Here is a 24,726-nt window from a genome sequence, read left to right as displayed (position 1 = left end):
CTATCCTAAATTACAAACATGGATCTATTTACCATAGCAACTATTCTAATTGTTCTATCCGCAGGCTTTGCCTTTATTAATACCAAATACCTCAAGCTGCCCTTCACGATCGGCTTGATGCTCATTGCCATACTTTTCACTCTTGGCATAACTATCCTGGGAAATTTCAGCCCTTATATAATGGATCAGGCCAATCTTCTGATCAAATCCATAGACTTTGAGACCATCCTACTGGATGTGATGCTGAGTTTTCTACTCTTTGCCGGTGCACTACACACCAAACTGGATGCTTTAAAACGACAGCGAGGCCCCATAGCCCTTTTTGCCACCATGGGGGTGGTCGTCTCCACTTTTTTAATTGGAACTTTGATGTTTTACATTTTCTCCACTTTTGGTCACCCCATTGATTACATCTATTGCTTACTCTTCGGTGCCCTGATTTCGCCGACAGACCCCATTGCTGTTTTAGGAATTTTGAAGGAAGCCAACGCCCCAAAAAAACTCGAAACAAAAATCGTGGGAGAATCTCTTTTCAATGATGGGGTGGGCGTAGTAGTTTTCCTGGTCATCTTTCAGATCGCCAGACAAGGTCTCGATGCAGTCACCCCAGGTGATGTGGCCATTCTATTCTTGGAAGAAGTGGTCGGAGGAATTGGCCTTGGTTTGATCGCTGGTTATTTGACCTTCCGATTGATGAAAGTCATCGATCATTATGAGACCGAAGTGATTTTGACTTTAGCCCTGGTCATGGGACTTTCAGTGCTGGCTCATTTACTTCATGTTTCCGGGCCACTGGCGGTGGTGGTTGCAGGTATTTTTATCGGTAATAAATCTCCGGAGATTGCCTGGTCCAAAACCACACAAGGATACGTGGATAAATTCTGGGAACTTGTTGATGTGCTATTAAACGCAGTCCTTTTTGTTTTGATCGGACTTGAATTACTGATCATCACGGTAAATTCTGAATATATTATGTTTGGTTTAATAGCCATTCCAGTTGCACTTTTTTCCAGATATTTAGCCTTAGCCGGACCTGTAGCGCTCTTCAGAAAGAAACTTGAATTTATTCCCAAAACAACCATAATCATGACTTGGGGAGGTATTCGTGGTGGTATTTCCATAGCCCTGGCTCTTTCACTGGGTGCACAAATGGAGAGAGAACTATTTCTCACCGTCACCTATATCATCGTTATTTTTTCTATTCTGGTTCAGGGTTTGACCATTGGACCTTTGGTCAAAAGAATCGTTTCCGGTTCGGAGGTCAAAGTGGAATAGTGCAACTAGGTCATGAAATCAGAAATCATAATCGCCATTTTAGTTCTCCACTTTCTGATTGGATTTGGGTATTTGTTTTATAAGCTCTTTGGAAAAAGAGGAGATGAGAAATAAAGCCCTGAGTACTCGTTGGTAAAAACTGTTAATTCCATCAATTTCATTTTGCTAATTTCTGATTTTGTATTTACTTTGTTTTTCAAAGTACTTTTAAAATGACAAATCCAGCAGACGATTTACAAGAAATCAAGGCCATGATGGCCAAGAGTACTCGATTCCTTTCCTTAAGTGGTAGCTCCGGAGTACTCATAGGAATTTATGCCAGCATCGCAGCATGGCTCGCTTACACTTGGCTTTACCCGGAAGGCTTTATTGAAGAATTGAACAATTGGTTGAATCCGGAAGACCTCTTCCCAAGATTTCTGATCTTAGCAACAGGCCTCATCGTACTAACTCTCGGAACTGCTTACTTTTTAAGCCGTTTGCGAAGCAAAAAGAATGCTGAGCAAATATGGAGTCCCGCAGGAAGAAGGTTTCTAAGCGCCCTATTTCTTCCCCTTGTAGTAGGTGGTTTGACAATAGTAGCTCAACTCTACGCGGAAAACTACACTTTCATCCCGGGGACCATGCTTATTTTCTACGGATTAGCCCTACTCAACGCCGCTAAGTTTACCGTTGGAACTATCCGAAACCTAGGGATGATCCAGGTTCTTCTAGGTTTATTTTCACACTTTTTTCCTGAACTGGGACTTTTGTTCTGGTGGTTAGGCTTTGGGCTTACCCATATATTCTATGGGGCCATCATGTACTTCAAATACGAGAAATAAATGGCGGCTTCCTACGATAAGGCCTTTGAAAATGTCATTCGTCTGAGGGTGATGTCCATACTCATGGTGAATGAGAGCTATGACTTTAATTCATTTAAGGAGCTCATGGACGTAACGGATGGGAACCTGGCTACTCATTTGAGGAAACTCGAGGAAAAAGGCTTTATCAATGTCAAAAAATCATTCATCGGTCGAAAACCACAAACCAGCTATCGGGTCTCCAAAGAAGGAAAAAAGGCCTTCGAAGCCCATCTCAATTTTCTGGAGCAAGTCATCAATGAAAACAAAAACAACTCTAAATAGCACTATTCACTCAGATTATGGAAAGCGAAATCATAAAATACAAGGATGATCCAGCCCAACTGGAATCCCTATACAGAAAAGGTAAAAAAGCTTTTGCAAAGGGCTTTCATGAAATTTATCCCCAAATACAAGGTAACCCAATAGCAGAGTTCTGGAAAGCCCGCCTAGATTATAAATCCGAACAAGACGGAATTTCCTGGGGCACTAAAAAGGAATTTAGATTCGTATTGATTTTAGCCCTCCTTGCTGGGCTGTTTGCGAAAACACAGGAAATATTTGCCATAGATGAGGACTTCTTCTATCCTAGAAATTTGGCATTTATCGCCTTCCCAGCAGTGACGGCATATTTTGCCTCGAAAAATCAATTAAAATCCAGTTTGATTTGGGGCATAATCTCCGTCACATTGGGTTCACTTATTTATATTAATCTGCTTCCGGATGATCAAAGTAGTGATACTCTTGTTCTTGCCTGTATCCATTTGCCTTTGCTACTCTGGGCCGTGTTGGGATTTTCCTACTCAGGTAATGACTATCGAGACCTGGATAACAGAATGGATTTTCTTCGATTCAATGGGGATGTGATAATAATGGGTGTGGTACTCGGTATTTCTTTTGCTCTAATGTCAGGATTAACGATGGGGTTATTTGAACTAATCGGGATCAATATTGGTGAATTCTATACGAAATATATTGTGGTTTTTGGGCTGGCTTCCATCCCACCCTTGGCAACTCACCTGACTCAAACCAATCCACATCTCGTAAGTAAGGTTTCACCTATCGTTGCCAAGATTTTCAGCCCTCTTATTTTGGTCATGCTTGTGATCTATTTGGGTGCTATAGTTTATTCCGGAAAGGATCCTTATAATGACCGTGAGTTCCTTTTATTATTCAATATGCTCCTGATTGGGGTGCTTGCCTTGATTTTCTTTTCGGTGGCAGAATCTAGCAAAGATTCTAAAGCAAAAGCTGGAAACTGGGTTTTAGGCGGCCTGTCAATTGTCACCATCATCGTGAATTTGGTGGCACTTTCAGCGATTGCTTTTCGAATTACCGAATATGGAATCACTCCAAACCGAATGGCTGTTCTTGGAATCAATGTAATTATGTTAATTCATTTATTTCTAGTTTGTGGAAAGCTGATCAAATTGATCAGAAACCAAACAGAAATAAATGAAGTAGGTCAAACCATTGCCAGGTTTTTACCCGTCTACTTTATTTGGACAGTGATTGTAGTCTTTCTTTTTCCGCTTATCTTTAATTTTCAGTAGTCTAAATATTGGCTCTGAAAAAGCCCAACTAATCGCTCTATCTTGTACCAAACATTAAATTCAGATGAAAGTAAAAACCCATTTAAATGCACTTTTGGTTGCTGCCGCAGCAGCCACAATCCTAGCTTGCGGTAGTCCTGAAAAATCAGAAAAAACTTCAGAAACCATGATGGAGGAATCGCAAGAAGAAGCACGTTTTGGTGGATTAGCTCTTTACACCCTCAGAGATGCCATGAGCGAAGACCCTACAGGTACTCTTCAGAAAGTGGCCGATGCTGGATATGCCTATGTGGAAGCCGCCGGATATGAAAACGGAAAATTTTATGGAATGGAGCCGGTTGAGTTTAAAGAATACCTGGAATCGCTAGGCATGAAAGCAGTCAGTTCACACATGGGAATGGTGACCCTGGAAAATGTAGATCAGCTAATAGAGGATACCAAAGCTGCTGGAATCACCTATTTCGTGATCCCCGTCCCTCCTATGGGCATGTTTACATTTGGTCCAGATGGCATGGGAATGAAAGGAACACCAGAAGAATTGGTGAGCATTCTGAATACTCTAGGGAAAAAATGTAGCGAAGCAGGTCTGGAATTGCTTTATCATAATCATGATTTCGAGTTCATGGAAAATGAAAACGGAGTTATCCTGGCTGATTACATTTTGGAAAATACAGACCCAGCTGAAGTTAATTTCCAGATGGATTTATATTGGGTGACCAAAGCTGGCGCCAAAGCAAATGATTATTTCGCAAAGTATCCCGGTAGAATCAAAGCCTGGCATGTGAAAGACATGAACAGTGAGGGACAGTTTGCTCCAGTTGGCACTGGCCTTATTAACTTCTCCCAAATTCTAGCTGAAAAAGAGAAAGCAGGAATGGAGGTTTATTTTGTAGAACAAGATCAAACCTTCGATCTCGACCCACTCGAAGCCATCAAAATAAGTCATGATGGTTTAAAAACTTTTGGCTTCGAATAGCCGAACTAAAAATTAGATTGAGCAAAGCTCTTGTTTGGTTAAAAATCCAAAATTCAACTTCGCTCAATCTGATTACTTTCTTTGTTTGGCAAAAGAATTATTCTAGCAACAGGGTCAAGTTTCTAAATGTACTATTGTGACCCTTATAGCCATACCCATTCGTGGTCCTGGCCCATGCGGTAAGTACAAAGCTATATGCACAAGACTGAGGCGGTCTCCAGTTTCCTGTGGCAGGAACATTTTTATTTGAGAATCCAGCCCAATTTCCTTTGGAGAGATCATAACCTTCACTGTATATAGAAGTCGCCTGTGAATTGCCGTAGGTGGCTCGGAAACTCACAGACCTGAGATTTCCTTCGGAATCATTTGCTGTGATTTTAAATTTAATGCCATCCGGGCTTGGACCAATATTCTCTATAGCACAAGCAGACACCTCATTGTTGCCATGTCTGATACTCTCAATATTTACATCCGGAACGTGATTATCGATGTAGATAATGACAGAATCAGTGGCTGTTACCACTCTACCCTTATAGAACCTTACGGTAATTTTATACTTACCTGGTAGTAATGCTGTAGTAGGAAACTGAATCAACAAATCATCTATGGAATAATCAGCACTTGGATTCGCTAAAGTATAGGCTCCCTGAAAGGATGCGGCGAAGCTCTCCAATACATAAGTGGATCCATTCCATCGATAATTCGACCAGTTACTGATAAGCTTTTGAGTGGGACCACTGGGAGGATCAATGTAAACTTCATATTTCCTCGCTCCCTGTGACCAAAGCTGAGAAAGCTTTGTCCTATTACCAATGAGATTCAGGGTTCCTCCGAAAGCTGCGTTTTCCACGTGCACATAATAGCCAGAATCCGTAGTGGCTCTACCTGTGGATTGATTTATTTTTGTCTTCGGAATAAGTCCAATCCCACCAATCACCGGACCTAGTTCTCCAGTTGGGATACTAGGTTTTCTACTGAGGATCAATTGACGGAGCTTGGTGAAATCTCGGTAAAAATTACCTGGAAAATCTGTTGTAAACCCTGGGTTAGAAGATTTTACCCTAAAACCAAAATAGGTATAAGGAGGGCTGAATGGCCATGACAGGGCCACATTTATTTCGCTCAGCTCAATCTTAAATTTCCAGATTCTATGGGATGCTGAGGATTCTTCACTTGGCCCAAATTCCTGAATAACTTCAGATGAAGATGAATCAGGAAGAATACCTGTCCATCTTCCCGGTCCTAAATAATACTGCCGGGCGAGCCTGTTAGGTTGATTTGGGTAAAGAGCATAATTGATGTCAGTATTGGCTGTGATTTTCCGGTCACGGTTTTTATCAAAGGACAGCCAGAAGTAATCTCCTGTACCTCGATCATTTCCTGTATCCTGGACTACGTCCAAAGCCAAATACAGATATCGCGCATCATTCTTGGCATAGACAAAGCCACGTGAAAATTTGAGTTTACCTGAATCTGACCAATCACCTGCATTAAAAGGCTTATTGATATCCACAGGTGTTACGGCCCATTCACTCCGCAGCGGAAAGGCAAAGAGTAATGGATTCGTAATCGAAAGTTTTTTGATTCGAGTAGGCATGATGAATAAAAGTTTTGATGAAAAAAGAACAAAAACGAACAGGTCTATAGAAATTAACCTGCAAACAAATCCGATTAAGGACAGAAATACAAAAGGCTCTATAGAATTAATACCTTCTTATTTCCTTGAAAACCAATTAGTTATAATTTAATAAATGAATAGTACAATCAAAAGAAAAAACATGGTTTTTACCTGAAATATCTTAATTTTTGTTAGGTCAAACACTTTTTGAGCTGATTCCAGCTCATTTTTTGCTTCTTGCGAAAAAACCAGCCAAAGCCCATTACATGTTGGAACTGATTGATTTCAGGAAAAGCTACGGATCAGATTTCCATTTAGAGATTGGAGATTTAAATCTAGAAGCCGGGATTCACCTTATTCTAGGAGAAAATGGATCAGGAAAATCCACATTATTAAAAGCTGTGGCTGGGATTCATCCCTTCGAGGGTGAGATAGTTCTCTCCGGGGTTTCCATTTCTAAGGACCCCTTGGAATATCGCAAGTTGATTGGCTTTGCGGAAGCTGAACCATTATTTCCTGATTTCTTAAGTCTGGAAGATCTGATTCAGGTAGTGGTTAAAGCCAAGTCGAGTTCCCCTACTCAGGTTGAGGATCTTAAAGAAACCTTGAAGATTGGCGACTTTTCAAAGCAGGCCATCGGTAGTTACTCCTCGGGAATGCTTAAAAAATCGGCACTCCTTCTGGCCTTCATTGGTGATCCGAAACTGATAATTCTAGACGAAGCCTTCACCACTCTGGACGTTGGCACCCAACAATCTCTCACTAGGCTGATAGAAAGGAAATCCAAAGAAGGCACAAGTTTTCTTCTCACTTCACATCAAAATGAGCCAATCACAGCATTTGATTTTAGCTCCACCATTTCCTTAAACCAAGGAAGAATTATTGAGCATGAAGGAGCTTAGTACATCGGCTTTTGTGAGCCCGTTTTACAGACAATTTCTTGGCTTCTGGGTGTTGCTGTTGGTATTTACTACCGTTTTTATGGAGTATCCACAGCATGTGCTTTTGGCGGAGTTTATCTATAGAAACCCTATTCTTCCCTGGGTCCTTCCTTTGATTTTCCTCAGCTTCTCCACGCTGGTTCTCAGCTTCCAGAAGGAATTACTTCGTAGGTCATCATATACCATCTTTCATCATTTGGGCCTATGGCCCAAAGCTGAATTTCGATCCCATATCTTTCAAGTTTGGATCTCTACTCACGCCTTTTTAATGGTCTATTTGGCTTTCTTGAGCATTTATGGAATCAAGGCTCAGGCCTTTCTTACTGTATCCATATTGTGGTTGGTCATTTTTTTCAGCTTTGTACTCCATCTGAACCAAATCAAAAAAACTCTTTCAAAACCAATTAAAGAAAAGCTTTTCTCAAGACCATTCAAAAGGCTGACTCTTCCTCCTTTCAGTTGGCTAATGGTACAGCTAAAGGAAAAAAGACCCCTCCTCCTTCTTTCGACCAAGGGACTTAGTCTCATCCTGTTAAGCGGCTTTTTCACCTCTTATGCTACCGGAAGATATGATATAAGATGGCTACTATTTGCTGGTTTGATTGCCGCTTATTTCCATTTACCCATTTTGATGGAACGGATGAAAATGGAAGGCACTAGCATGAATTGGTTTAAATCCTTGCCTTCTCATCCGTGGAGAAAATCGAGGGATCATATCCTAGGATTAGGCTTAATTCTAGCGCCCGAAATCCTGATGATTTTCTGGAGAGGAATTGAGGTACTTAGTGCTTTTGAGGTCGTTTATTTGGCAATTTATATGCTTTCTCTTGTTCTGGGACTTCTCGGATTACTGAAATGGATTAGGCTCAAAAGCTTTGATCAGAGAATATTGATACCAGCATTTTTCATAGTCTTCATTACTATCATTTTCTACTTTCATCCGCTTTACATATCCATAGTAAGCTTTTGCCTCTTTGTCTTTATGATGAGACATGCCTATGAACAATAAAACCCTGCAGTAAGGAAACCGCAGGGCTAAGATTTTCGACTGAAGCAAATACTATTTCGTCGGAAGAACCTTTGAACTCACCTCTCCAAAACCTACTCTCATTTCATCTTTCTCCGCAAATCCTTTCATGATCACAGTATCGCCATCTTCGATGAATTTCCTCTCCTCTCCCGTTTCAAGCTTAATCGGTTTGGTTCCTTTCCAGGCAAGTTCCAACATAGATCCATAAGAATCCTCAGTAGCTCCGGAAATAGTCCCTGAAGCCATCATATCTCCTACATTAATGTTGCATCCATTTACCGTATGATGGGCTAGCTGTTGGGCTACGGACCAATACATAAACTTGAAGTTCGATTGACACACTTTGGAAGGCCCTTTATCATCGGGCGCAATATAAACTTCCAAGTTTAGATCGTAATTCCCTTCTCCTTCGAATTTTAAGTAGTCAAGTACCTCAGGCGTTTGCTCAGGGCCTTTGACTTTGAAAGGTTCCAAAGCTTCGGTGGTTACCACCCATGGAGAAATAGATGATGCAAAACTCTTTCCCAAGAAAGGTCCAAGAGGAACATATTCCCATGCCTGGATGTCCCGGGCGGACCAATCATTAAAGAGAACAAAGCCGAAAATGTACTCCTCAGCATCTTTCGTAGAGATAGAATCTCCCATCTTGGTCTCTTTCCCAGTAATAAAAGCCATTTCTAATTCGAAGTCTAACCTACGACTTGGCCCGAACTGAGGAAGTTCCATATTGGGATCTTTGAACTGGCCTTTTGGCCTGAATATAGGAGTGCCTGATGGAATAATGGAAGAGGCTCTTCCATGATAGCCTACAGGAATATGCCTCCAATTGGGTAGTAGGGCATTTTCAGGATCCCGGAACATTTTCCCTACATTGGTCGCATGCTCTATGCTACTGTAAAAATCTGTATAGTCTCCTACTTTTACAGGCATTAGCATCTCGGCTTCCTTCCGGTTTACCATGACCTTTCCACGAATGGAATGATCCCGCAATTCTTCATTGTCAGCCAAAAGCAATTCCTGTACCCGCTCCCTTACTTTTCTTGTTTTGGGCTTGCCAAGAGCAATAAAATCATTTAATGTTTCCTTCTGGAAAATTCCCTCCGGCAAAAACATATCAGAAAAGAACCCAGCTTCCTCAAGCACACTTAAATCAACAATTTTGACTCCGATAGCTATGCCGATCCTTGGTGAAAGCCGCTTATTTTTAAAGATCCCGAAAGGCAAATTGTAGATAGAAAAATCCGAGTTTTTGGGTACCTCGACCCAGGTTTCAAGTTTAGTAGTTGGCGTTTCGCTCATAAGTTTTTGTTCTTAAGGAAGGGCAAATTTAGAACTTCAAAATGATTTCAAAAGGATTAATCAAACTGATCAAAAAATGATTTTGTAAGCAACGAAATATGAACCTTTTCTAATTAGCTTTTAACAAGGGTGAAAATCTCATGAAAAATTGGATGGAGAATCATTATATTCGATTTCAACTATTCCCTTATCTATGAAATCAAATATTAAAGCTTTTCTTTTCTTTTCAATCTTCCTGCTTAGCCTCAGCCTTTCTGCGCAGGAAAAATCTCTCATCGACCAGCTTGAGGAGATAGCTATCGTGGACCAAAAGGTCATGATGCCCATGCGCGATGGTGTACGATTAGCAACAGATATTTATCGTCCAAAAGAGGAAGGAAAATACCCGATCGTTTTTAGTAGAACACCTTACAACTTCAACACCTGGGGCAATGGCGAAATGAATACGAGAACCTTACGATCGGCCCTGGATTGGGTCAAAAAAGGCTATGCTTATGTAGTTCAAAATGAAAGAGGTAGATATTTTTCCGAGGGTGAATGGGATATTTTGGGAGTACCACTGACTGATGGTTACGATGCTATCGATTGGATGACTAATCAGCCCTGGTCAAACGGGAAAGTTGGTACTTTGGGCTGTAGCTCCACAGCAGAGTGGCAAATGGCAGTTGCGTCTTTAGATCACCCTGGTCTTGCAGCTTTGGTTCCCCAAGGCTTCGGCGCAGGAGTCGGTCGAATTGGTGATTTTTATGAACAAGGAAACTGGTATCGTGGGGGTGCTGGACAGATGCTTTTCACAAATTGGCTTTACAGCGTTCAGCATGATCCAATGAGGCCTCGTCTTCCAGAAGGAATAGAGCAAGAAGACCTTTTAAGAATTCAACGATTTTATGATATGTCTCCGGAGTATCCCCGAATCGATTCCAAATCAGCTTTGAGCCATCTTCCCATACAGGATATAATCCGAAATGTAAAAGGGCCAAAAGGAATCTATGAAGAAATGATCACCCGAAAACCAAATGATCCAAAATGGTATGAAGGTGGATTGTATCATGATGACATGCCGTTTGACAAGCCAAGTTTCTGGTTCGTTTCCTGGTTTGACGTATCATCGGGACCAAATATTGCACTTTTCAATCATGTGAGAGAGAATGCCGTTTCGCAATTGGCTAGGGATAATCAGTATTTGGTAATAGCCCCTGTTTTGCATTGCTCGTACACTCGTGCAACTGAAAATACAATGATTGGCGATCTGAGTGTTGGTGATGCCAGGCTGAATTACGATGAGATGATCACTGCCTGGTTTGATAAGTGGCTCAAGGATCAAAGCAGCGATACAGTGGAAGAACTTCCCAGGGTTCAATATTACACCATGGGTTCGAATGAATGGCAAAGCTCTGATGTTTGGCCACCGGCAGAGGCTGAAATGACTCCTATGTATTTACATTCTGAAGGAAATGCCAATACCAGACTAGGAGATGGAGTTTTATCCCCTGAAAAACCCACGAAAGATACACCGGATACCTTCAAATATGATCCAATGAATCCGGTGGAATCCTATGGTGGTAATGTCTGCTGCACAGGAAATGCGGTAGTTGGTGGGTCATTCGATCAAAGCCAAATGGAAATGAGAAATGATATTTTAGTCTATACCTCGGATCCCCTTGAAGAGGGTATAGAAGTATCTGGGTTTATTGAAAGCTATCTTTACCTCTCTTCAGACGTGAAAGATACCGATGTGACTATTAAGCTTATCGATGTTCATCCTGACGGCAAAGCTTATAACCTGGATGAAACGATCCAAAGAGTACGATATCGGGAAGGTTATGATAAAGAAGTATGGATGGAAGAAGGAGAAGTGTATGAAGTTAAAATGACTCCTATGAGTACCTCAAACTTCTTCAAGAAAGGACATAGAATCCGGATTGAAGTCAGTAGCTCTAACTTCCCAAGGTTTGATAGAAACCTTAATACGGGAGGAAATATATATGATGAGACTGAAGCCTTGGTGGCCACAAATTCTATTCATCATGGAAAGAATTATTTGAGCAGGATCGTTCTACCCATCATTAAGAATTAAACAAAAATAAATTTAAGAGGGCTGAGGCCCTCTTTTTTATGAGAAGGAATTTAGGGTAATAAGCCATCCAAAATCAGCAAAAACCCCTAATTTTACCTGCTAATTCCAAAATCATCAGCATGTCTCTAGCAAGCAAATACGACCCAAAAGACACCGAAGCTAAATGGTATTCCTACTGGTTGGAAAACAAACTTTTTTCCTCTAAAGTCGATCCTGAAAAAGAGCCATATACCATAGTCATTCCTCCACCCAATGTGACTGGCGTCTTGCATATGGGACATATGTTAAATAATACCATTCAGGATGTTCTGATTCGAAGAGCAAGAATGCAGGGAAAGAATGCCTGCTGGGTTCCTGGTACGGATCATGCCTCTATTGCCACAGAGGCAAAAGTGGTGAACATGCTGAAGGATCAAGGAATTGATAAGAAATCTCTGACTAGGGAAGAGTTTTTAAATCACGCTTGGGAATGGAAAGAAAAATATGGAGGAATTATCCTCGAACAGCTTAAAAAGCTTGGAGCTTCCTGTGACTGGGATCGCACAGCATTTACTATGGATCCAGGGCTGAGCAAAGCTGTCATCGATGTTTTTGTTGATCTGTATGAAAAGGGGAAAATCTATCGTGGTATCCGAATGGTAAATTGGGATCCGCAAGGAAAAACAGCCCTGTCAGATGATGAGGTAATCACAAAAGAAGTAGCCTCGAAGCTTTATTATATCCACTATAAAATTGAAGGGTCAGAAAATGAGCATTTGACTATAGCCACCACTAGGCCTGAGACGATTATGGCAGATGTGGCCATTTGCATCAACCCAAATGATCCCAGGTTTAGCCACCTCAAGGGTAAAAAGGCCCTAGTCCCTTTGATTAATCGAAGCATTCCGATCATAGAAGATGAGTATGTAGATATAGAGTTTGGGACCGGATGTCTAAAGGTCACCCCAGCTCACGACATCAATGACTATGAGCTAGGCATCAAGCACAAACTGGAGGTAATTGACATTCTCAATGACGATGGTACACTTAATGAAAAGGCTCAAATTCTGGTTGGAGAGGATCGCTTTGTTGCCCGCAAAATGATTGCGAAAAAACTGAAGGAAGTGGATCAACTTGAAAAGATCGAAGATTACACCTCAAATGTCGGCCACTCAGAGCGGACTGATGCAGTGATCGAGCCAAAGCTTTCACTACAGTGGTTTCTGAAAATGGATGAAATCACCAAGCCAGCCTTCAGCTCTGTGATGGAGGATGTCATCCAGCTTCATCCACCCAAGTTCAAAAACATGTATAGAGTTTGGATGGAAAACGTTCGTGATTGGTGTATTTCCAGGCAGCTTTGGTGGGGACATCAAATTCCGGCCTATCATCTTCCAAATGGTGAGTTTGTGGTGGCAAAATCAAAAGAAGAGGCTCTAAAGAAGGCTCAGGAACTAGACTCCACTTTGACTTTAGATGACTTAACTCAAGATGAAGACGTATTGGACACCTGGTTTAGCTCTTGGCTTTGGCCTATCTCCGTATTCGACCCAGAAGTTTTTGCCACAGGCAAACCGAATGAAGAGCTGAAGTACTATTATCCTACCAATGATCTGGTGACTGCCCCGGAAATTCTATTTTTCTGGGTGGCCAGAATGATCGTTGCCGGATATGAATACATGGGCGAAAAACCATTCAAAAATGTATACCTCACCGGTATCGTAAGAGATAAGCTGGGGAGAAAGATGTCAAAAAGTCTAGGGAATTCTCCAGATCCTTTGGAACTCATCGCCCAATATGGTGCAGATGGAGTCAGAACAGGTATGCTTTTCTCCTCCCCTGCCGGAAACGATCTTCCATATGATGACAAGCTCGTGGAACAAGGAAGAAATTTTGCCAACAAAATCTGGAACGCCTTCAGATTGGTGAAAGGCTGGGAAGTTGATTCCAATTTGGACGGTGCGGCCAATTCTTCATCAATTCATTGGTTTGAAAACCGCTTCAATCAGGCTTTGGCAGAGATAAATGATCACTTCGAGAAGTTCAGGATTTCTGATGCCTTGATGGTCACCTATAAATTGGTTTGGGGTGATTTCTGTTCCTGGTACCTAGAGATGATTAAGCCAGAATATCAGCATCCTATTGATCAAACCACTCACGACAAAACTCTTGAGCTATTTGAAGATGTTCTGAGGCTCTTACACCCGTTTATGCCATTTATCTCGGAAGAGCTTTGGCACCAAATCAAAGAAAGATCAGTTGAAGAATCCCTGATTTTGGCCGAATGGCCAGTCCAAAGAGATTTTGATGAGGCAATCATTAAAGAAGCTGCCCAGGTATTTGAAGTGATTTCCCAGGTGAGAAATTTAAGAGCATCAAAAGGGATGTCACCCAAGGAAGCTTTAGACCTAACCATCAAGGCTAAGGATGAGAAGCTTTACAGTAGATTTGAGAGTGTACTTAATAAACTCGGAAATCTGAGCTCACTTAGCTTCGGAGATTCAGTTGAAAATGCCATGAGCTTCGTGGTCAAATCTGATGAATGCTTTGTGCCGATGGGCGATTCCATCAATGTGGAAGAGGAAAAGGCGAATATTCAGAAAGAGCTGGATTATACACGTGGGTTCCTTAATTCCGTACTGAAAAAGCTCAGCAATGAGCGCTTCGTTTCAGGGGCACCAGAGCAAGTGGTGGCCAACGAAAAGAAAAAGCAGGCCGATGCGGAAGCAAAAATCAAAGCATTAGAGGAGAGCTTAGCCAAGCTAGGCTGAAAATCGTCTTGGCCCTAAAATTCGATTGGAGAGGCGTAAATAGAAGTGAGATCAAACACCTTTCGACTCCGCTCAAGGTCATAGCAAAGTTGTCGATTCGAGCGGAGTCGAGAATGATTTGAATATGGGGCTCAATGAGTTCTGAGCACCCAATCTTTTAAGCAATTGAAAGCCCCTTATAACTCACGAATCATAAGGTCCTTGAAGATCACTCCTTGACCTTCGCTTTGAAGGCCGATGTACCCGGAGGTTAATGGTTTCCCATCAATTTTGACTTTTGGATCAAATCCATTGGCCACTCCTCCGCCTATTTGCGGGGAGGTGTAAGTGAGCACAGTGTCTCCATTCACGAGGTGATGAACAATTGAATCTGCATAAACAATTAGCTCAGCCTTGACCCATTCATTCCATTTAAAGGTTTCTGAAGATGAATTTATGCAGTGCCGTGGATCGATTTTTCCATTCAGCTTAATATCCGTCCCCGGTGAACACATGTTTCCGGTGGGTCGGTTTTCTCCTTCATTCTCCTCAGCAAGCATTTGATATTCGACTGATATAGGCCAATCCTGTTCCTTGAGGATGGTTTCAGGGGCCTGGGAATGAAACATCACTCCAGAGTTTCTATATGTGTAATCAGGTGCATCTTTAAGCCATTGATCCGTGAAGCGATATTCCCATTTTAGATGAAAGGATGAAAATGGCTTCTTATAAAACAGATGGCCATAGCGAGTCCCAAATTCATCATAATCGGAATAATCCACCGCGATGGTCCCATCAATGACACGAAAGGTGTTTTGGTAATTATCTCCCACTTCGTGATGAAAGAGTTTTGGTACCCAACCATCCAAATTTTCTCCGTTGAAAATGGAAATCCAATTTTCATTCCTATCCATTTCAACATTGAAAAAGCCTGTAAAAAGGATAAAAATTGAGATGATTAAGAGATGGAAATAAGTCACTCCTGAAGATATAAAAATTGCTGGGAAATTACTTACAATGAGATTAAGTCAAAATCAGCCGGGTTTTAAGTGAATTTGAAAAGGTATTTTTCATGTCCAAATATCTCTAAAAACCCGTTACTTTGACAAATCAAATAACTAAGTGAATTAATGAGTTTAAATCTAACCCTGATCAATGTCACTTACCTTATTTCGGTAATTGTGGGACTTATTGTGGGTTTAGTTACATTAACTTATGGGGTAAAAAAAGGAAAACCAAATGCTCTTTTAGGAGCCTCCTTCATATTTCTATCTCTGGCGATTTTCATAGTTTTCCTAATTGATTCTAAGTTGATGCCTTATTTCCCTAACTGGTATAGAACTGGGAATCTTTTTGGGCTCATTTATGCCCCCCTGCCTTATTTATATTTCAGACACACCCTATTCCCTGGAAAGTTCAAAGCATGGCAGCTTCTTCACTTTCTCGCAGCCTTTCTCTTTTTCATAGACTATTTACCAATTTTTGTTCTTTCAGCCGCAGGGAAAATTGATTTGATAAACGCAGAGATTATGGATCCTACAATTTTTGTAGAGTTCAGCCAGAGCCGAGTTTTCCCAGCTTCTTTTTACACACCTTTCAGAACCATACTGCTTAATATATATTGGGTATTCAGTGCATTAACCTTTAGGAAATTCCTAAAAATCTCAGAGTTCAAGCCTAACCAAAAACCTCTAAGGACCTGGATCCAAGGATATTTAGCCCTGCTGACTCTACTCTTCGTACCATTTTATTTTACTTTTCTCGTTTCAGATTCCACAACTATTTTCAGGTTAATTCACTTTTCTGCAGCCATTCTTCTTTTAGTCTCTGCCGTTTACTTATTATTCTTCCCTTCCATTCTATATGGTATTTCCGATCAGATGGATAACTCCTTGATAGTGCAGAAAAAAGATGCTTCTCCCAAAGATCTACTTGATAGAGAAAAGGTTCAGGAAATAGAAAAGGCTCTAATGAGAAAAATAGACTTAGACCAAGTACATTTGATTCAAGGATACACTGCCCAGGATTTAGCTAAGGATACAGGGTTTCCTTATTATGTTTTGACCTCATACCTTAATCAAAATCTAGAGATGAAATTCACAGATTTCATCAATAAGAAGCGAATTGAATATGCCTTAGATTTATTGAATTCAAAAGAGTCCAGCAGTTATACCTTAGAAGCAATCGGTAACCGAAGTGGCTTTAAAAATCGAAATTCTTTTTCCTCTGCATTCAAAAAAGTGACTGGAAAAACTCCTTCTTCCTATCTTCGCTCAAAATCAACTACAGCCTAAAGCAGTAAATTTGATAAGAATTCAGGCCAAAATCCTTCGAATCTTGGCAGCAACAAATTATCCCAAGGCATTGATGATAAATTTTTACCTACTTTTATTTGATTTTATTAATTTCAATCATAAACATTTTCAATAGCGTATCACGAGTCGTTATTTAATTCAAAATCTATTTTTAATGAAAAAAATTTTCAAAATGACATCAGTTCATTTAGGACTGATAACGTTCTGCGGGGTCATGCTTGGTTTACTATCCATAGAGGCCTCTGCTCAAGAGAAACCCAATATTCTGGTAATATGGGGAGACGATGTGGGACAAAGCAACATCTCTGCTTATACCCGTGGTATCATGGGTTATCAAACCCCTAACATTGACAGAATTGCGAATGAAGGCTTGATTTTTACGGATTATTACGGCGAGCAGAGCTGTACTGCAGGAAGATCCAGTTTTATCATGGGCCAAAGTGTATTCAGAACAGGCCTTTCCAAAGTGGGATTGCCAGGTGCTGAACTCGGAATGCAGGTTGAAGATCCAACTATTGCTGTGTTTATGAAGGATCTGGGTTATGCCACTGGCCAATTTGGAAAAAATCACTTGGGAGACAAGGATGAAATGCTCCCTACCAATCATGGTTTTGATGAATTCCTTGGAAACCTCTATCACCTGAATGCAGAAGAGGAGCCTGAGAATGAAGATTATCCTGGGGATATGGTGATGCCAAATGGCAAAACCTTTCGAGAAAATTATGGACCAAGAGGAGTAATCAAATCGTCCGCAGATGGCTCTATCGAAGATACGGGACCATTGACTAAGAAAAGAATGGAAACGGTGGATGACGAAACCGTGGCTGCAGCTATAGACTTTATTAGAAGACAGGAGGACGCAGGAGTGCCTTGGTTTGTTTGGTGGTCCGGTACCAGGATGCACTTCCGAACTCACGTAAAAGAAGAGCTAAGAGGAATTTCAGGTCAGGATGAGTATGCTGATGGAATGGTAGAGCACGACATGCATATTGGACAATTTCTAGATGTGCTTGATGAATTGGGTATTGCAGATAATACCTTGGTATTTTATAGTACTGACAATGGTCCTCATATGAATACTTGGCCAGATGCTGCTATGACTCCTTTCCGAGGCGAGAAAAATACCAACTGGGAAGGTGGCTGGAGAGTTCCAGCTATGGTAAGATTTCCAGGTGTAATTCCAGCGGGATCTGTCAGTAATGGAATTGTCCACCATATGGATTGGCTTCCAACTTTGGCGGCAATAGCCGGAAAAGATGATGTAAAAGAAGATCTACTTGATGGTTACACTTCTTCAGCCCTAGGAAGATATTACAAAATCCACTTAGATGGTTATAACCAGTTAGAACATTTCAAAGATCCACAGAATGTTCCGAGTGCCAGAAATGAAATATTCTATTTCACAGATGATGGAGACCTGTCAGCATTGAGATATAATGACTGGAAAATGATTTTTCTTGAACAAAAGGTTTATACTACTCTAGAGGCTTGGGCGAATCCTTTTACCGAGTTAAGGGTGCCTTTGATATTTAATCTACGGAGAGACCCTTATGAAAGAGCTCAGTTGACCTCAAACACCTATTATGACTGGTTAATTGATCGAGTTTATTTGTTGGTTCCTGCTCAAGAATATGTCGGGAAGTTTCTACAGACCTTCCAAGAATATCCTCCAAGGCAAAAAGCTGCAAGCTTCTCCCTTGAGCAAGTCATGGAAAAACTTCAAGTAGGACAAGGAAGTTAAGCCGAGACTTTTCTCAAAATCACAAAAAACCACCAGAATTCTGGTGGTTTTTATTTTACTCATGTAAGACCAATTAATGACTCCAGTTGTAAGTATCTATCTTTTCTAAGCAGGCTTTCAACAGGGCTATAGAATTAGCTATATCCCTTTTATGCGCCATTTCAATGACTTGGTGCAGATGTCGTGTAGGAATAGAAATAGCCCCCGCTATCGCGCCCTGCTTACCCATTCTTTGGACACCCGCAGTATCAGTTCCACCCGCAGTTAAAATTTCAGGCTGCCAGGAAATTTTATCAGCATCCGCTGTTTTCTTCATAAACTCCACCATACGGTAATCACAAATCGTAGATGCGTCCATGATTTTTATAGCTGTACCTTTCCCTAATTCGGTGACTTTTTCATGAGCTTGTGCTCCAGGCACATCAAATGCAATTGTGGTATCCAAAGCAATCCCAAAATCCGGATTAATTCCATGGGCAGCCACATTAGCACCCCGGATTCCGACTTCCTCCTGAACGGTGAAAGTTGCATACACATCATATGGAGGATTTTCTAGCTTTTTCAGTGTTTCAATCAAAATGAAAACAGCTACCCTATTGTCAATAGATTTACAGTTCACGCAGTCACCCATCTCAACCAGTTCACGCTCACGAGTCACGGGATCTCCTACTGTCACAAACTTCTCCACCTCTTCTTTACTCATGCCGAGATCGATGAAAAAATCGGTAGTCTTAGGAAGCTTACTTCTCTCTTCCTGACTCATCACGTGAATGGGTTTACTACCCATTACTCCTATCAGATCTTTCTTCCCATGTACGATTACCCTCTGTGCGGTGAGAGTTTTTGGGTCAAAGCCGCCCAAGGTATGAAACCTCAAGAAGCCATTGTCATCAATATGGGTGACGATAAATCCAATCTCATCAAGATGAGCTGCCACCATGACCCTTTTTCCATCGTGGTTGTTCTTCCCCTTTTTTAAGGCAATAACATTTCCAAGGTTATCCGTTTTAACTTCATCAACAAGAAGAGTAACTTCTTTAATAACAAGATCTCGAACTCGTTTCTCAAAGCCAGGAGCACCAGCAATTTCACATACCTGTTTTAGCAGGGATACATTGATTGACATAGAAAATATTTTGTTTAAAAAGGAAGCAGCTCTTAGTAAGCTCGAATGGTCTTACCTTCCATGAAATTCACGAAAGATCGATTTACCACTCGGGTACCACCCACGGTAGGGTAATTGCCAGTGAAATACCAGTCTCCTAGGTGATTTGGAATGCATTTATTTAGGTCTTCCACAGTTTGGAAGATAACTTTTACCTCTGCATTGATTTCAGGAGTAGTTACTATTTCGGCAACCTTATCTGAAATCTCCTCATAGGTAAACTGGTCGTAAACCTTCTTCACATAGTTTTCACGATTGGATGGATCAGCCATACAAAGCTCATAAATTTCATCTAGACGGTTTTCAATTTTTCGCTCTTTCATTAAGGCCAAAGCCGCTCTAAAGGCTATAAATTGACGCATCATGGACATATCAATACCATAGCAATCAGGGAATCTGATTTGAGGTGCAGAAGAAACGATAATTATTTTCTTGGGTTTTAATTGATCCAAAGTGGTGAGAATACTCTTCTCCAATGTGGTCCCTCTTACTATACTATCATCAATCACCACAAGAGTATCCACTCCAGGTTTGATGACCTCATAGGTGGTATCATACACGCTCGATACCATCATATCTCTATCGTCATCATTGGTGATAAACGTCCGGAGTTTCACATCTTTACTCACCAGCTTTTCCACCCTAGGCCTAAACCCAAGCAATTCTTCGGGATCACCCAAATGAGGTTTTCCTTCCACAAAAACTTCTCTCCTTTTACTGGATAAATAATCTTCCAGTCCCTGAAGCATACCAAGGAATGAGGTCTCAGCAGTATTTGGGATGTAGGAAAAGACTGTGTTTTTAAGATCAAAATCTATGGCCTTCAGAATCTGAGGTACCAGAGCTTTTCCGAGTTCTTTTCTTTCCTGATAGATATCCGGATCCGTTCCTCTGGAGAAATATATCCTTTCAAAAGAACAGGACTTCTTTTCTCTCGCTGGCATTACCTCCGCCTGCTCAAAAGAAGCGTCTTTATTGATCACCAAGGCATGACCGGGTTTGATCTCTTCGATGGCATTGAAATCAATTCCAAAGGCAGATTTAATGGCTGGTTTTTCAGAAGCCACCACGATCACCTCATCATCAGCATAGTAATAGGCTGGCCGTATTCCGGAAGGATCACGAACCACAAAGGAAGAACCATTTCCAATCAAGCCTGCCATGGCATATCCTCCATCAAAATCTCTACAAGACCTTCTCAGGATTCTAGCCACATTTAATTCGTCCTCGATAAGGTGAGTAATCTCCTCGTTTTGGAATTGATGCTTATACTTATCGAAAATTCTTTGGTTCTCTTCGTCTAGGAAATGGCCGATTTTCTCCATTACCGTAACCGTATCTGTCTTTTCTTTGGGGTGCTGGCCTAGTTCTACCAGCTTTCCAAACAACTCCTCCACATTGGTCATGTTAAAGTTTCCCGCCATGACCAGGTTTCTACTTCTCCAGTTGTTTTGTTTTAGGAAGGGATGGCAAGTTTCTATGCTGTTTTGACCGTGAGTCCCATACCTTAAATGTCCCAGCCAAACTTCACCGGAAAAAGCGATATTTTCCTTGAGCCATTCCCCATCAGCCAGTCCATCTACTCCTCCAAGCTTCTTGGCCTTCTTATACTTTTTATTAATTTTTTCGAAAATGTAGTTGACCGCTGAAGGATCTACGGAACGATATCTACTGATATATCGAGTTCCCGGTTTCGTATCGATTTTAACATTGGCGACACCTGCACCATCCTGTCCTCGATTGATTTGCTTTTGCATGAGGACATAAAGTCGACTCGCTGCATAATTGGGTGTTTTGTACTTGTCGATGTAGTATTGTAAAGGCTTCCTGAGCCTGATCATTGCAATTCCACATTCGTGCTTGATGGCATCACTCATATCGACTAGATCAAAGGTTAATTTGAGTCCACAAAGTTAGTGTAAGTTAAAAGATTATTCGACCCAAAAAAGTTCGAATCCAGCCTTTTCTTTTAAATTTTTGACAAAGCACAAATCATAACAGACATAGTAATTGCACAAACACCTTTATCTCTCTTAATTCCCTGTTATTGAATAATTTAAAATTTCAAATAGGTATAACCTTCAGGAACGTAAGTGGTGATTGTAGTCAATGCAGAAAGTGCCACCTGAACATCCGGCCAAAGGTCTTCAGAGTCAAGGTTTCTTGCGATCAAGGACTGCCCACAAACGTAAATCTCAGCCCCTGCCGCTTTAAGCGCATCATAGACCTCCAAATTCGGATTGTCAGTCTGATATCTTTCCTGATAATTTTCATCATTCAAAAGGGAAAAAGCAGCTCCCCCATGAACCACCACCTTTACATGTAGATTTTCCTTGGGAACTCCTGCCAATCCATGAAGATTCATCATTCTGGCGATATTATCCACCCACCTATTGACTTGAGCTGGGCTATTTGCAGCTGAGGTTAGGTCGACAATGATTTTATATTCGCGATTAGGATCTGGTCTCTCAGTTGCGTTCTCGATTTCATAAATACCACCATGTCCTTTGACGATAGGGTATTGAGCTGATTGGGAATATGCTTGCAGAGCGATTAAGCAAAGAAAAATTGGGAGGATTAGTAGTTTTTTCATTCTTCTGGATTTTAAGAATGAAAAGCTAGGCAAAATCATTTCTTTCTCAAATCTTCAATTCTGCTTTTTTCAGTATTCAAGTAGTTTAACTCCTGCTCCAGGTCATTTGGCCTTTCAAAGGAATCCGATTTCACATACTTTTTGTATCGTTCTATTTCATCAAGAGCCTTTTCAAAATATCCCAATCGCTTAAAAACATCGATGCGTATGGACCTCGCCCACAAATTCCCAGCACTCAATTCAATAGCCTTGGAAGCCAGATCAAGTGCTACCCCATAATTTTCTCCATTGAAAAAATAATAATCTGCACCAGCTGCATACCAATCAGCATTTTGACTTTTGCCGCTGATAAGTTGGGACTCGATAAATTTGTCCATTTCTTTAGCCGTACTGGTCTCCACCAGGAAGCTCACCTGTTTATTGGCCCATGAGATGAAGATCTGGGCATTATCCGGAATAATATCTATGTCGATCGTGAGAGTTTCATAAAAGCGACCCGAATTCTGATTGATCAAGGGGTATCTCAAGACATCCTTGGCAGGGTCGTAGTCATAGCTACCATAAAGTTCTGTATCGCTGTTCAGAATCAGTATCCAAGACTCTTTATTCGGAATCGTGAAAATAGAATACTTCCCAGCCTTCACCGATTGACCTCCAATTTTCACCTCACGATCAAAACGGATTTTCGTGGCATAGCCAGCTCCTGTTCTCCAGACCTCTCCCCAAGGCACCAACTCACCAAATATCTCTCTCCCCCTAACGGATGGCCTCTCATACTCGATTTCTATGGTCGTATTCCCAACTATCTGAGAAATATCTCCTTTTGGACTTCTGGATGGGAAAGGGTAATCATAATCCTGAGCAAATATCTGATTTTCATAAAAAATGAAAACTGAAAGAATCAAGGTACATATGAAGAGTTTTTGCATAGTTATTTTTCTGAAAATGGTTTGATCAATTACCTAATACGTAAATAACACAAAAAAAGCTCTTCAGAATTCTGAAGAGCTTTTGTGCGCACGAGAAGATTCGAACTTCCACACCCATAGGGCACCACCCCCTCAAGATGGCGTGTCTACCAGTTTCACCACGTGCGCGGTTAGGGTCAGCAAAAGTAGAAAGTCAGCCTATTCTGTGCAAACCTTCTGAGGTACTTTTGCCTGAATTTTTGAATTATCCGTAAACTTTCTTTTCAGCAGATAGCAAGGTGTTATATAATAACGAAGCTATAGTCATGGGCCCAACTCCACCAGGAACCGGTGTGATCGCAGAAGCAATTGGTTCTACTTCGTCAAACTTTACATCACCCAATAATTTGAACCCTGATTTCTTACTGGAATCCGGAACTCTGTGGATTCCTACATCAATCACCACCGCGCCAGGCTTCACCATATCAGCCGTTACGAATTCAGCTTTGCCAAGGGCCACAATCAAGATATCCGCTGAACGAGCAATTTCGGGAAGGTTTTGAGTTCGACTATGAGTAAGAGTCACTGTGGCATTTCCGGGATAACCGTTTCTTGCCATCAGAATACTCATCGGACTTCCTACAATATGGCTTCTGCCGATGACCACACAGTGCTTTCCGGAAGTTTCAATTTCATATCTCTTCAAGAGCTCCACAATCCCATAAGGTGTAGCAGCTACATAGGCCGGCCAGTTTAAAGCCATCCGGCCCACATTTGATGGTGTAAAGCCATCGACATCCTTCTCAGGCTTGATTTTATTGGTAACCTTCTCTACAGAAATATGCTTGGGAAGCGGAAGCTGAACAATGAGCCCATCGATATCCGGGTTTTCATTGATCTCTTCTACTGTTTTTAAAAGCTCCTCTTCGGAAATTGTTTCCTCAAGCCTCACTAAGGTGGATTCAAAACCTACATATTCACAGGCCTTGACCTTAGCACCTACATAGGTCTGACTCGCTCCGTCATTTCCTACCAGAATAGCTGCCAAATGAGGTGTTTTACCACCTTCGGCTTTGATCTCCAAAACTCTAGCTTTTATTTCCTCTTTGATTTCTGCCGAGGTTTTTTTTCCGTCGATTATTGTAGGCATTAGTTTATAGGTTTGGGAACTTCGAAATTCATCATTCTAAGTTCATCATTCGATATTTAGTTCTTATTTCGTTCAGCTGTTTCTATGCTTTTGACAAAAATTGAAATTAACTGATTGCATTCATCCAGTAGTTTTTCGTTTCTTTTATTCTCAGTGGTCAAATTTGATTTAGCAATAATCTTTAGTGCGACCCTACTTTCTCTGAGCTCTTTCAGAACGATTTTTATTTTATGGATAAAGTCTCTTCGTGACTCTCCAGATTGAGCCTCTCCGTAGTTCAAGGCTGGTGAAGTTCCGCTTCTCAATAGTTGGCTTCCCACATGATTTCCAGCCTTAGAACTCACTAAAGTATCTGTAAAGGAAATGATTTCAGAAGCAAAATCAATTAGTCTTTCTTCAAGATCATATTTCCTCTCCATAATTGGTCAGTTTTAAAATCTACTTACTTCATTATTCAAAATTCAATATTCAGAATTCGAAATTGAAACTGAATGTCGAATGATGAATAAAGAAC

At 41.1% G+C, this 24,726-nt stretch carries 20 protein-coding genes and 1 tRNA gene; 11 read left to right on the top strand and 10 right to left on the bottom strand.

The features are described from left to right. Nucleotides 1-18: 18 nt before the first annotated feature. The 5 genes from QVH07_RS03530 (at nucleotide 19) to QVH07_RS03510 (ending at nucleotide 4,646) form a co-directional block, all read left to right on the top strand. A complete protein-coding gene (locus QVH07_RS03530; RefSeq protein WP_289998763.1) occupies nucleotides 19-1,275 on the top strand; it encodes a cation:proton antiporter in 1,257 nt (418 codons plus the stop codon). A gap of 212 nt (nucleotides 1,276-1,487) precedes the next feature. After that, on the top strand, nucleotides 1,488-2,099 hold the full coding sequence (locus QVH07_RS03525) for a hypothetical protein (RefSeq protein ID WP_289998762.1): 612 nt from the start codon (nucleotides 1,488-1,490) through the stop codon (nucleotides 2,097-2,099). Beyond that, nucleotides 2,100-2,402 (top strand): winged helix-turn-helix domain-containing protein, encoded by a 303-nt coding sequence (locus tag QVH07_RS03520; RefSeq protein WP_289998761.1) that lies wholly within the window; start codon nucleotides 2,100-2,102, stop codon nucleotides 2,400-2,402. Between the two features lie 17 nt (nucleotides 2,403-2,419). Next, nucleotides 2,420-3,670: a DUF4153 domain-containing protein gene (locus QVH07_RS03515; RefSeq protein WP_289998760.1), complete on the top strand. Its 1,251-nt coding sequence runs from the start codon at nucleotides 2,420-2,422 to the stop codon at nucleotides 3,668-3,670. Between the two features lie 64 nt (nucleotides 3,671-3,734). Next, nucleotides 3,735-4,646, top strand: a complete 912-nt coding sequence (locus QVH07_RS03510) for a sugar phosphate isomerase/epimerase family protein (protein ID WP_289998759.1) — start codon at nucleotides 3,735-3,737, stop codon at nucleotides 4,644-4,646. A gap of 97 nt (nucleotides 4,647-4,743) precedes the next feature. Here QVH07_RS03510 and QVH07_RS03505 read toward each other — a convergent pair whose 3' ends face one another. Beyond that, a complete protein-coding gene (locus tag QVH07_RS03505) occupies nucleotides 4,744-6,243 on the bottom strand; it encodes a hypothetical protein (protein ID WP_289998758.1) in 1,500 nt (499 codons plus the stop codon). 209 nt (nucleotides 6,244-6,452) lie between these two features. Between QVH07_RS03505 and QVH07_RS03500 the strand changes: the two genes are divergently transcribed. After that, on the top strand, nucleotides 6,453-7,166 hold the full coding sequence (locus tag QVH07_RS03500) for an ATP-binding cassette domain-containing protein (RefSeq protein ID WP_289998757.1): 714 nt from the start codon (nucleotides 6,453-6,455) through the stop codon (nucleotides 7,164-7,166). Further along, the gene (locus QVH07_RS03495; RefSeq protein WP_289998756.1) at nucleotides 7,153-8,214 is read left to right on the top strand and encodes a hypothetical protein; all 1,062 of its coding nucleotides are present in this window, start codon (nucleotides 7,153-7,155) and stop codon (nucleotides 8,212-8,214) included. Before QVH07_RS03500 ends, QVH07_RS03495 begins: the two co-directional genes overlap by 14 nt. A 51-nt stretch (nucleotides 8,215-8,265) precedes the next feature. Here the strand turns inward: QVH07_RS03495 and fahA are convergent, their stop codons facing one another. Beyond that, the gene (gene fahA / locus QVH07_RS03490) at nucleotides 8,266-9,534 is read right to left on the bottom strand and encodes a fumarylacetoacetase (protein ID WP_289998755.1); all 1,269 of its coding nucleotides are present in this window, start codon (nucleotides 9,532-9,534) and stop codon (nucleotides 8,266-8,268) included. Nucleotides 9,535-9,727: 193 nt separating this feature from the next. On the opposite strand from fahA, the gene QVH07_RS03485 reads away from it, so the two are divergent. Then, nucleotides 9,728-11,611 carry a CocE/NonD family hydrolase gene (locus QVH07_RS03485; protein ID WP_289998754.1) on the top strand — a complete coding sequence of 628 codons (1,884 nt, stop codon included), beginning with the start codon at nucleotides 9,728-9,730 and terminating at the stop codon, nucleotides 11,609-11,611. Between the two features lie 119 nt (nucleotides 11,612-11,730). Beyond that, nucleotides 11,731-14,361: a valine--tRNA ligase gene (locus QVH07_RS03480; protein ID WP_289998753.1), complete on the top strand. Its 2,631-nt coding sequence runs from the start codon at nucleotides 11,731-11,733 to the stop codon at nucleotides 14,359-14,361. A 176-nt stretch (nucleotides 14,362-14,537) separates the two neighbouring features. Here the strand turns inward: QVH07_RS03480 and QVH07_RS03475 are convergent, their stop codons facing one another. After that, nucleotides 14,538-15,254, bottom strand: coding sequence for a 3-keto-disaccharide hydrolase (locus QVH07_RS03475; protein ID WP_289998752.1), 717 nt, complete (start codon nucleotides 15,252-15,254; stop codon nucleotides 14,538-14,540). A 216-nt stretch (nucleotides 15,255-15,470) separates the two neighbouring features. Between QVH07_RS03475 and QVH07_RS03470 the strand changes: the two genes are divergently transcribed. Both QVH07_RS03470 and QVH07_RS03465 read left to right on the top strand, forming a co-directional pair. Beyond that, nucleotides 15,471-16,634, top strand: a complete 1,164-nt coding sequence (locus tag QVH07_RS03470) for a helix-turn-helix domain-containing protein (RefSeq protein WP_289998751.1) — start codon at nucleotides 15,471-15,473, stop codon at nucleotides 16,632-16,634. Between the two features lie 175 nt (nucleotides 16,635-16,809). Then, nucleotides 16,810-18,396 carry an arylsulfatase gene (locus QVH07_RS03465; RefSeq protein WP_289998750.1) on the top strand — a complete coding sequence of 529 codons (1,587 nt, stop codon included), beginning with the start codon at nucleotides 16,810-16,812 and terminating at the stop codon, nucleotides 18,394-18,396. Nucleotides 18,397-18,469: 73 nt separating this feature from the next. Here QVH07_RS03465 and QVH07_RS03460 read toward each other — a convergent pair whose 3' ends face one another. From QVH07_RS03460 to QVH07_RS03430, 7 genes are all read right to left on the bottom strand, one after another. Then, nucleotides 18,470-19,522: a M42 family metallopeptidase gene (locus QVH07_RS03460; RefSeq protein ID WP_289998749.1), complete on the bottom strand. Its 1,053-nt coding sequence runs from the start codon at nucleotides 19,520-19,522 to the stop codon at nucleotides 18,470-18,472. Nucleotides 19,523-19,554: 32 nt separating this feature from the next. Continuing rightward, the gene (locus QVH07_RS03455; protein ID WP_289998748.1) at nucleotides 19,555-21,438 is read right to left on the bottom strand and encodes an amidophosphoribosyltransferase; all 1,884 of its coding nucleotides are present in this window, start codon (nucleotides 21,436-21,438) and stop codon (nucleotides 19,555-19,557) included. A gap of 179 nt (nucleotides 21,439-21,617) precedes the next feature. Then, nucleotides 21,618-22,154, bottom strand: a complete 537-nt coding sequence (locus QVH07_RS03450; RefSeq protein WP_289998747.1) for a DsrE family protein — start codon at nucleotides 22,152-22,154, stop codon at nucleotides 21,618-21,620. A gap of 35 nt (nucleotides 22,155-22,189) precedes the next feature. Beyond that, nucleotides 22,190-23,083 (bottom strand): DUF2911 domain-containing protein, encoded by an 894-nt coding sequence (locus QVH07_RS03445; RefSeq protein WP_289998746.1) that lies wholly within the window; start codon nucleotides 23,081-23,083, stop codon nucleotides 22,190-22,192. A gap of 85 nt (nucleotides 23,084-23,168) precedes the next feature. After that, nucleotides 23,169-23,251, bottom strand: a tRNA-Leu gene (locus tag QVH07_RS03440). Between the two features lie 76 nt (nucleotides 23,252-23,327). Then, nucleotides 23,328-24,212 carry a bifunctional 5,10-methylenetetrahydrofolate dehydrogenase/5,10-methenyltetrahydrofolate cyclohydrolase gene (locus QVH07_RS03435; RefSeq protein WP_289998745.1) on the bottom strand — a complete coding sequence of 295 codons (885 nt, stop codon included), beginning with the start codon at nucleotides 24,210-24,212 and terminating at the stop codon, nucleotides 23,328-23,330. A 56-nt stretch (nucleotides 24,213-24,268) separates the two neighbouring features. Beyond that, nucleotides 24,269-24,631 carry a four helix bundle protein gene (locus QVH07_RS03430; RefSeq protein WP_289998744.1) on the bottom strand — a complete coding sequence of 121 codons (363 nt, stop codon included), beginning with the start codon at nucleotides 24,629-24,631 and terminating at the stop codon, nucleotides 24,269-24,271. Nucleotides 24,632-24,726: the final 95 nt, after the last annotated feature.

This window comes from Algoriphagus sediminis, assembly GCF_030403435.1.
In the GTDB taxonomy this organism is placed as follows: domain Bacteria; phylum Bacteroidota; class Bacteroidia; order Cytophagales; family Cyclobacteriaceae; genus Algoriphagus; species Algoriphagus sediminis.
Note: the sequence above shows the minus strand (reverse complement) of the source record. Positions and strands in the feature narration are given on the sequence as shown.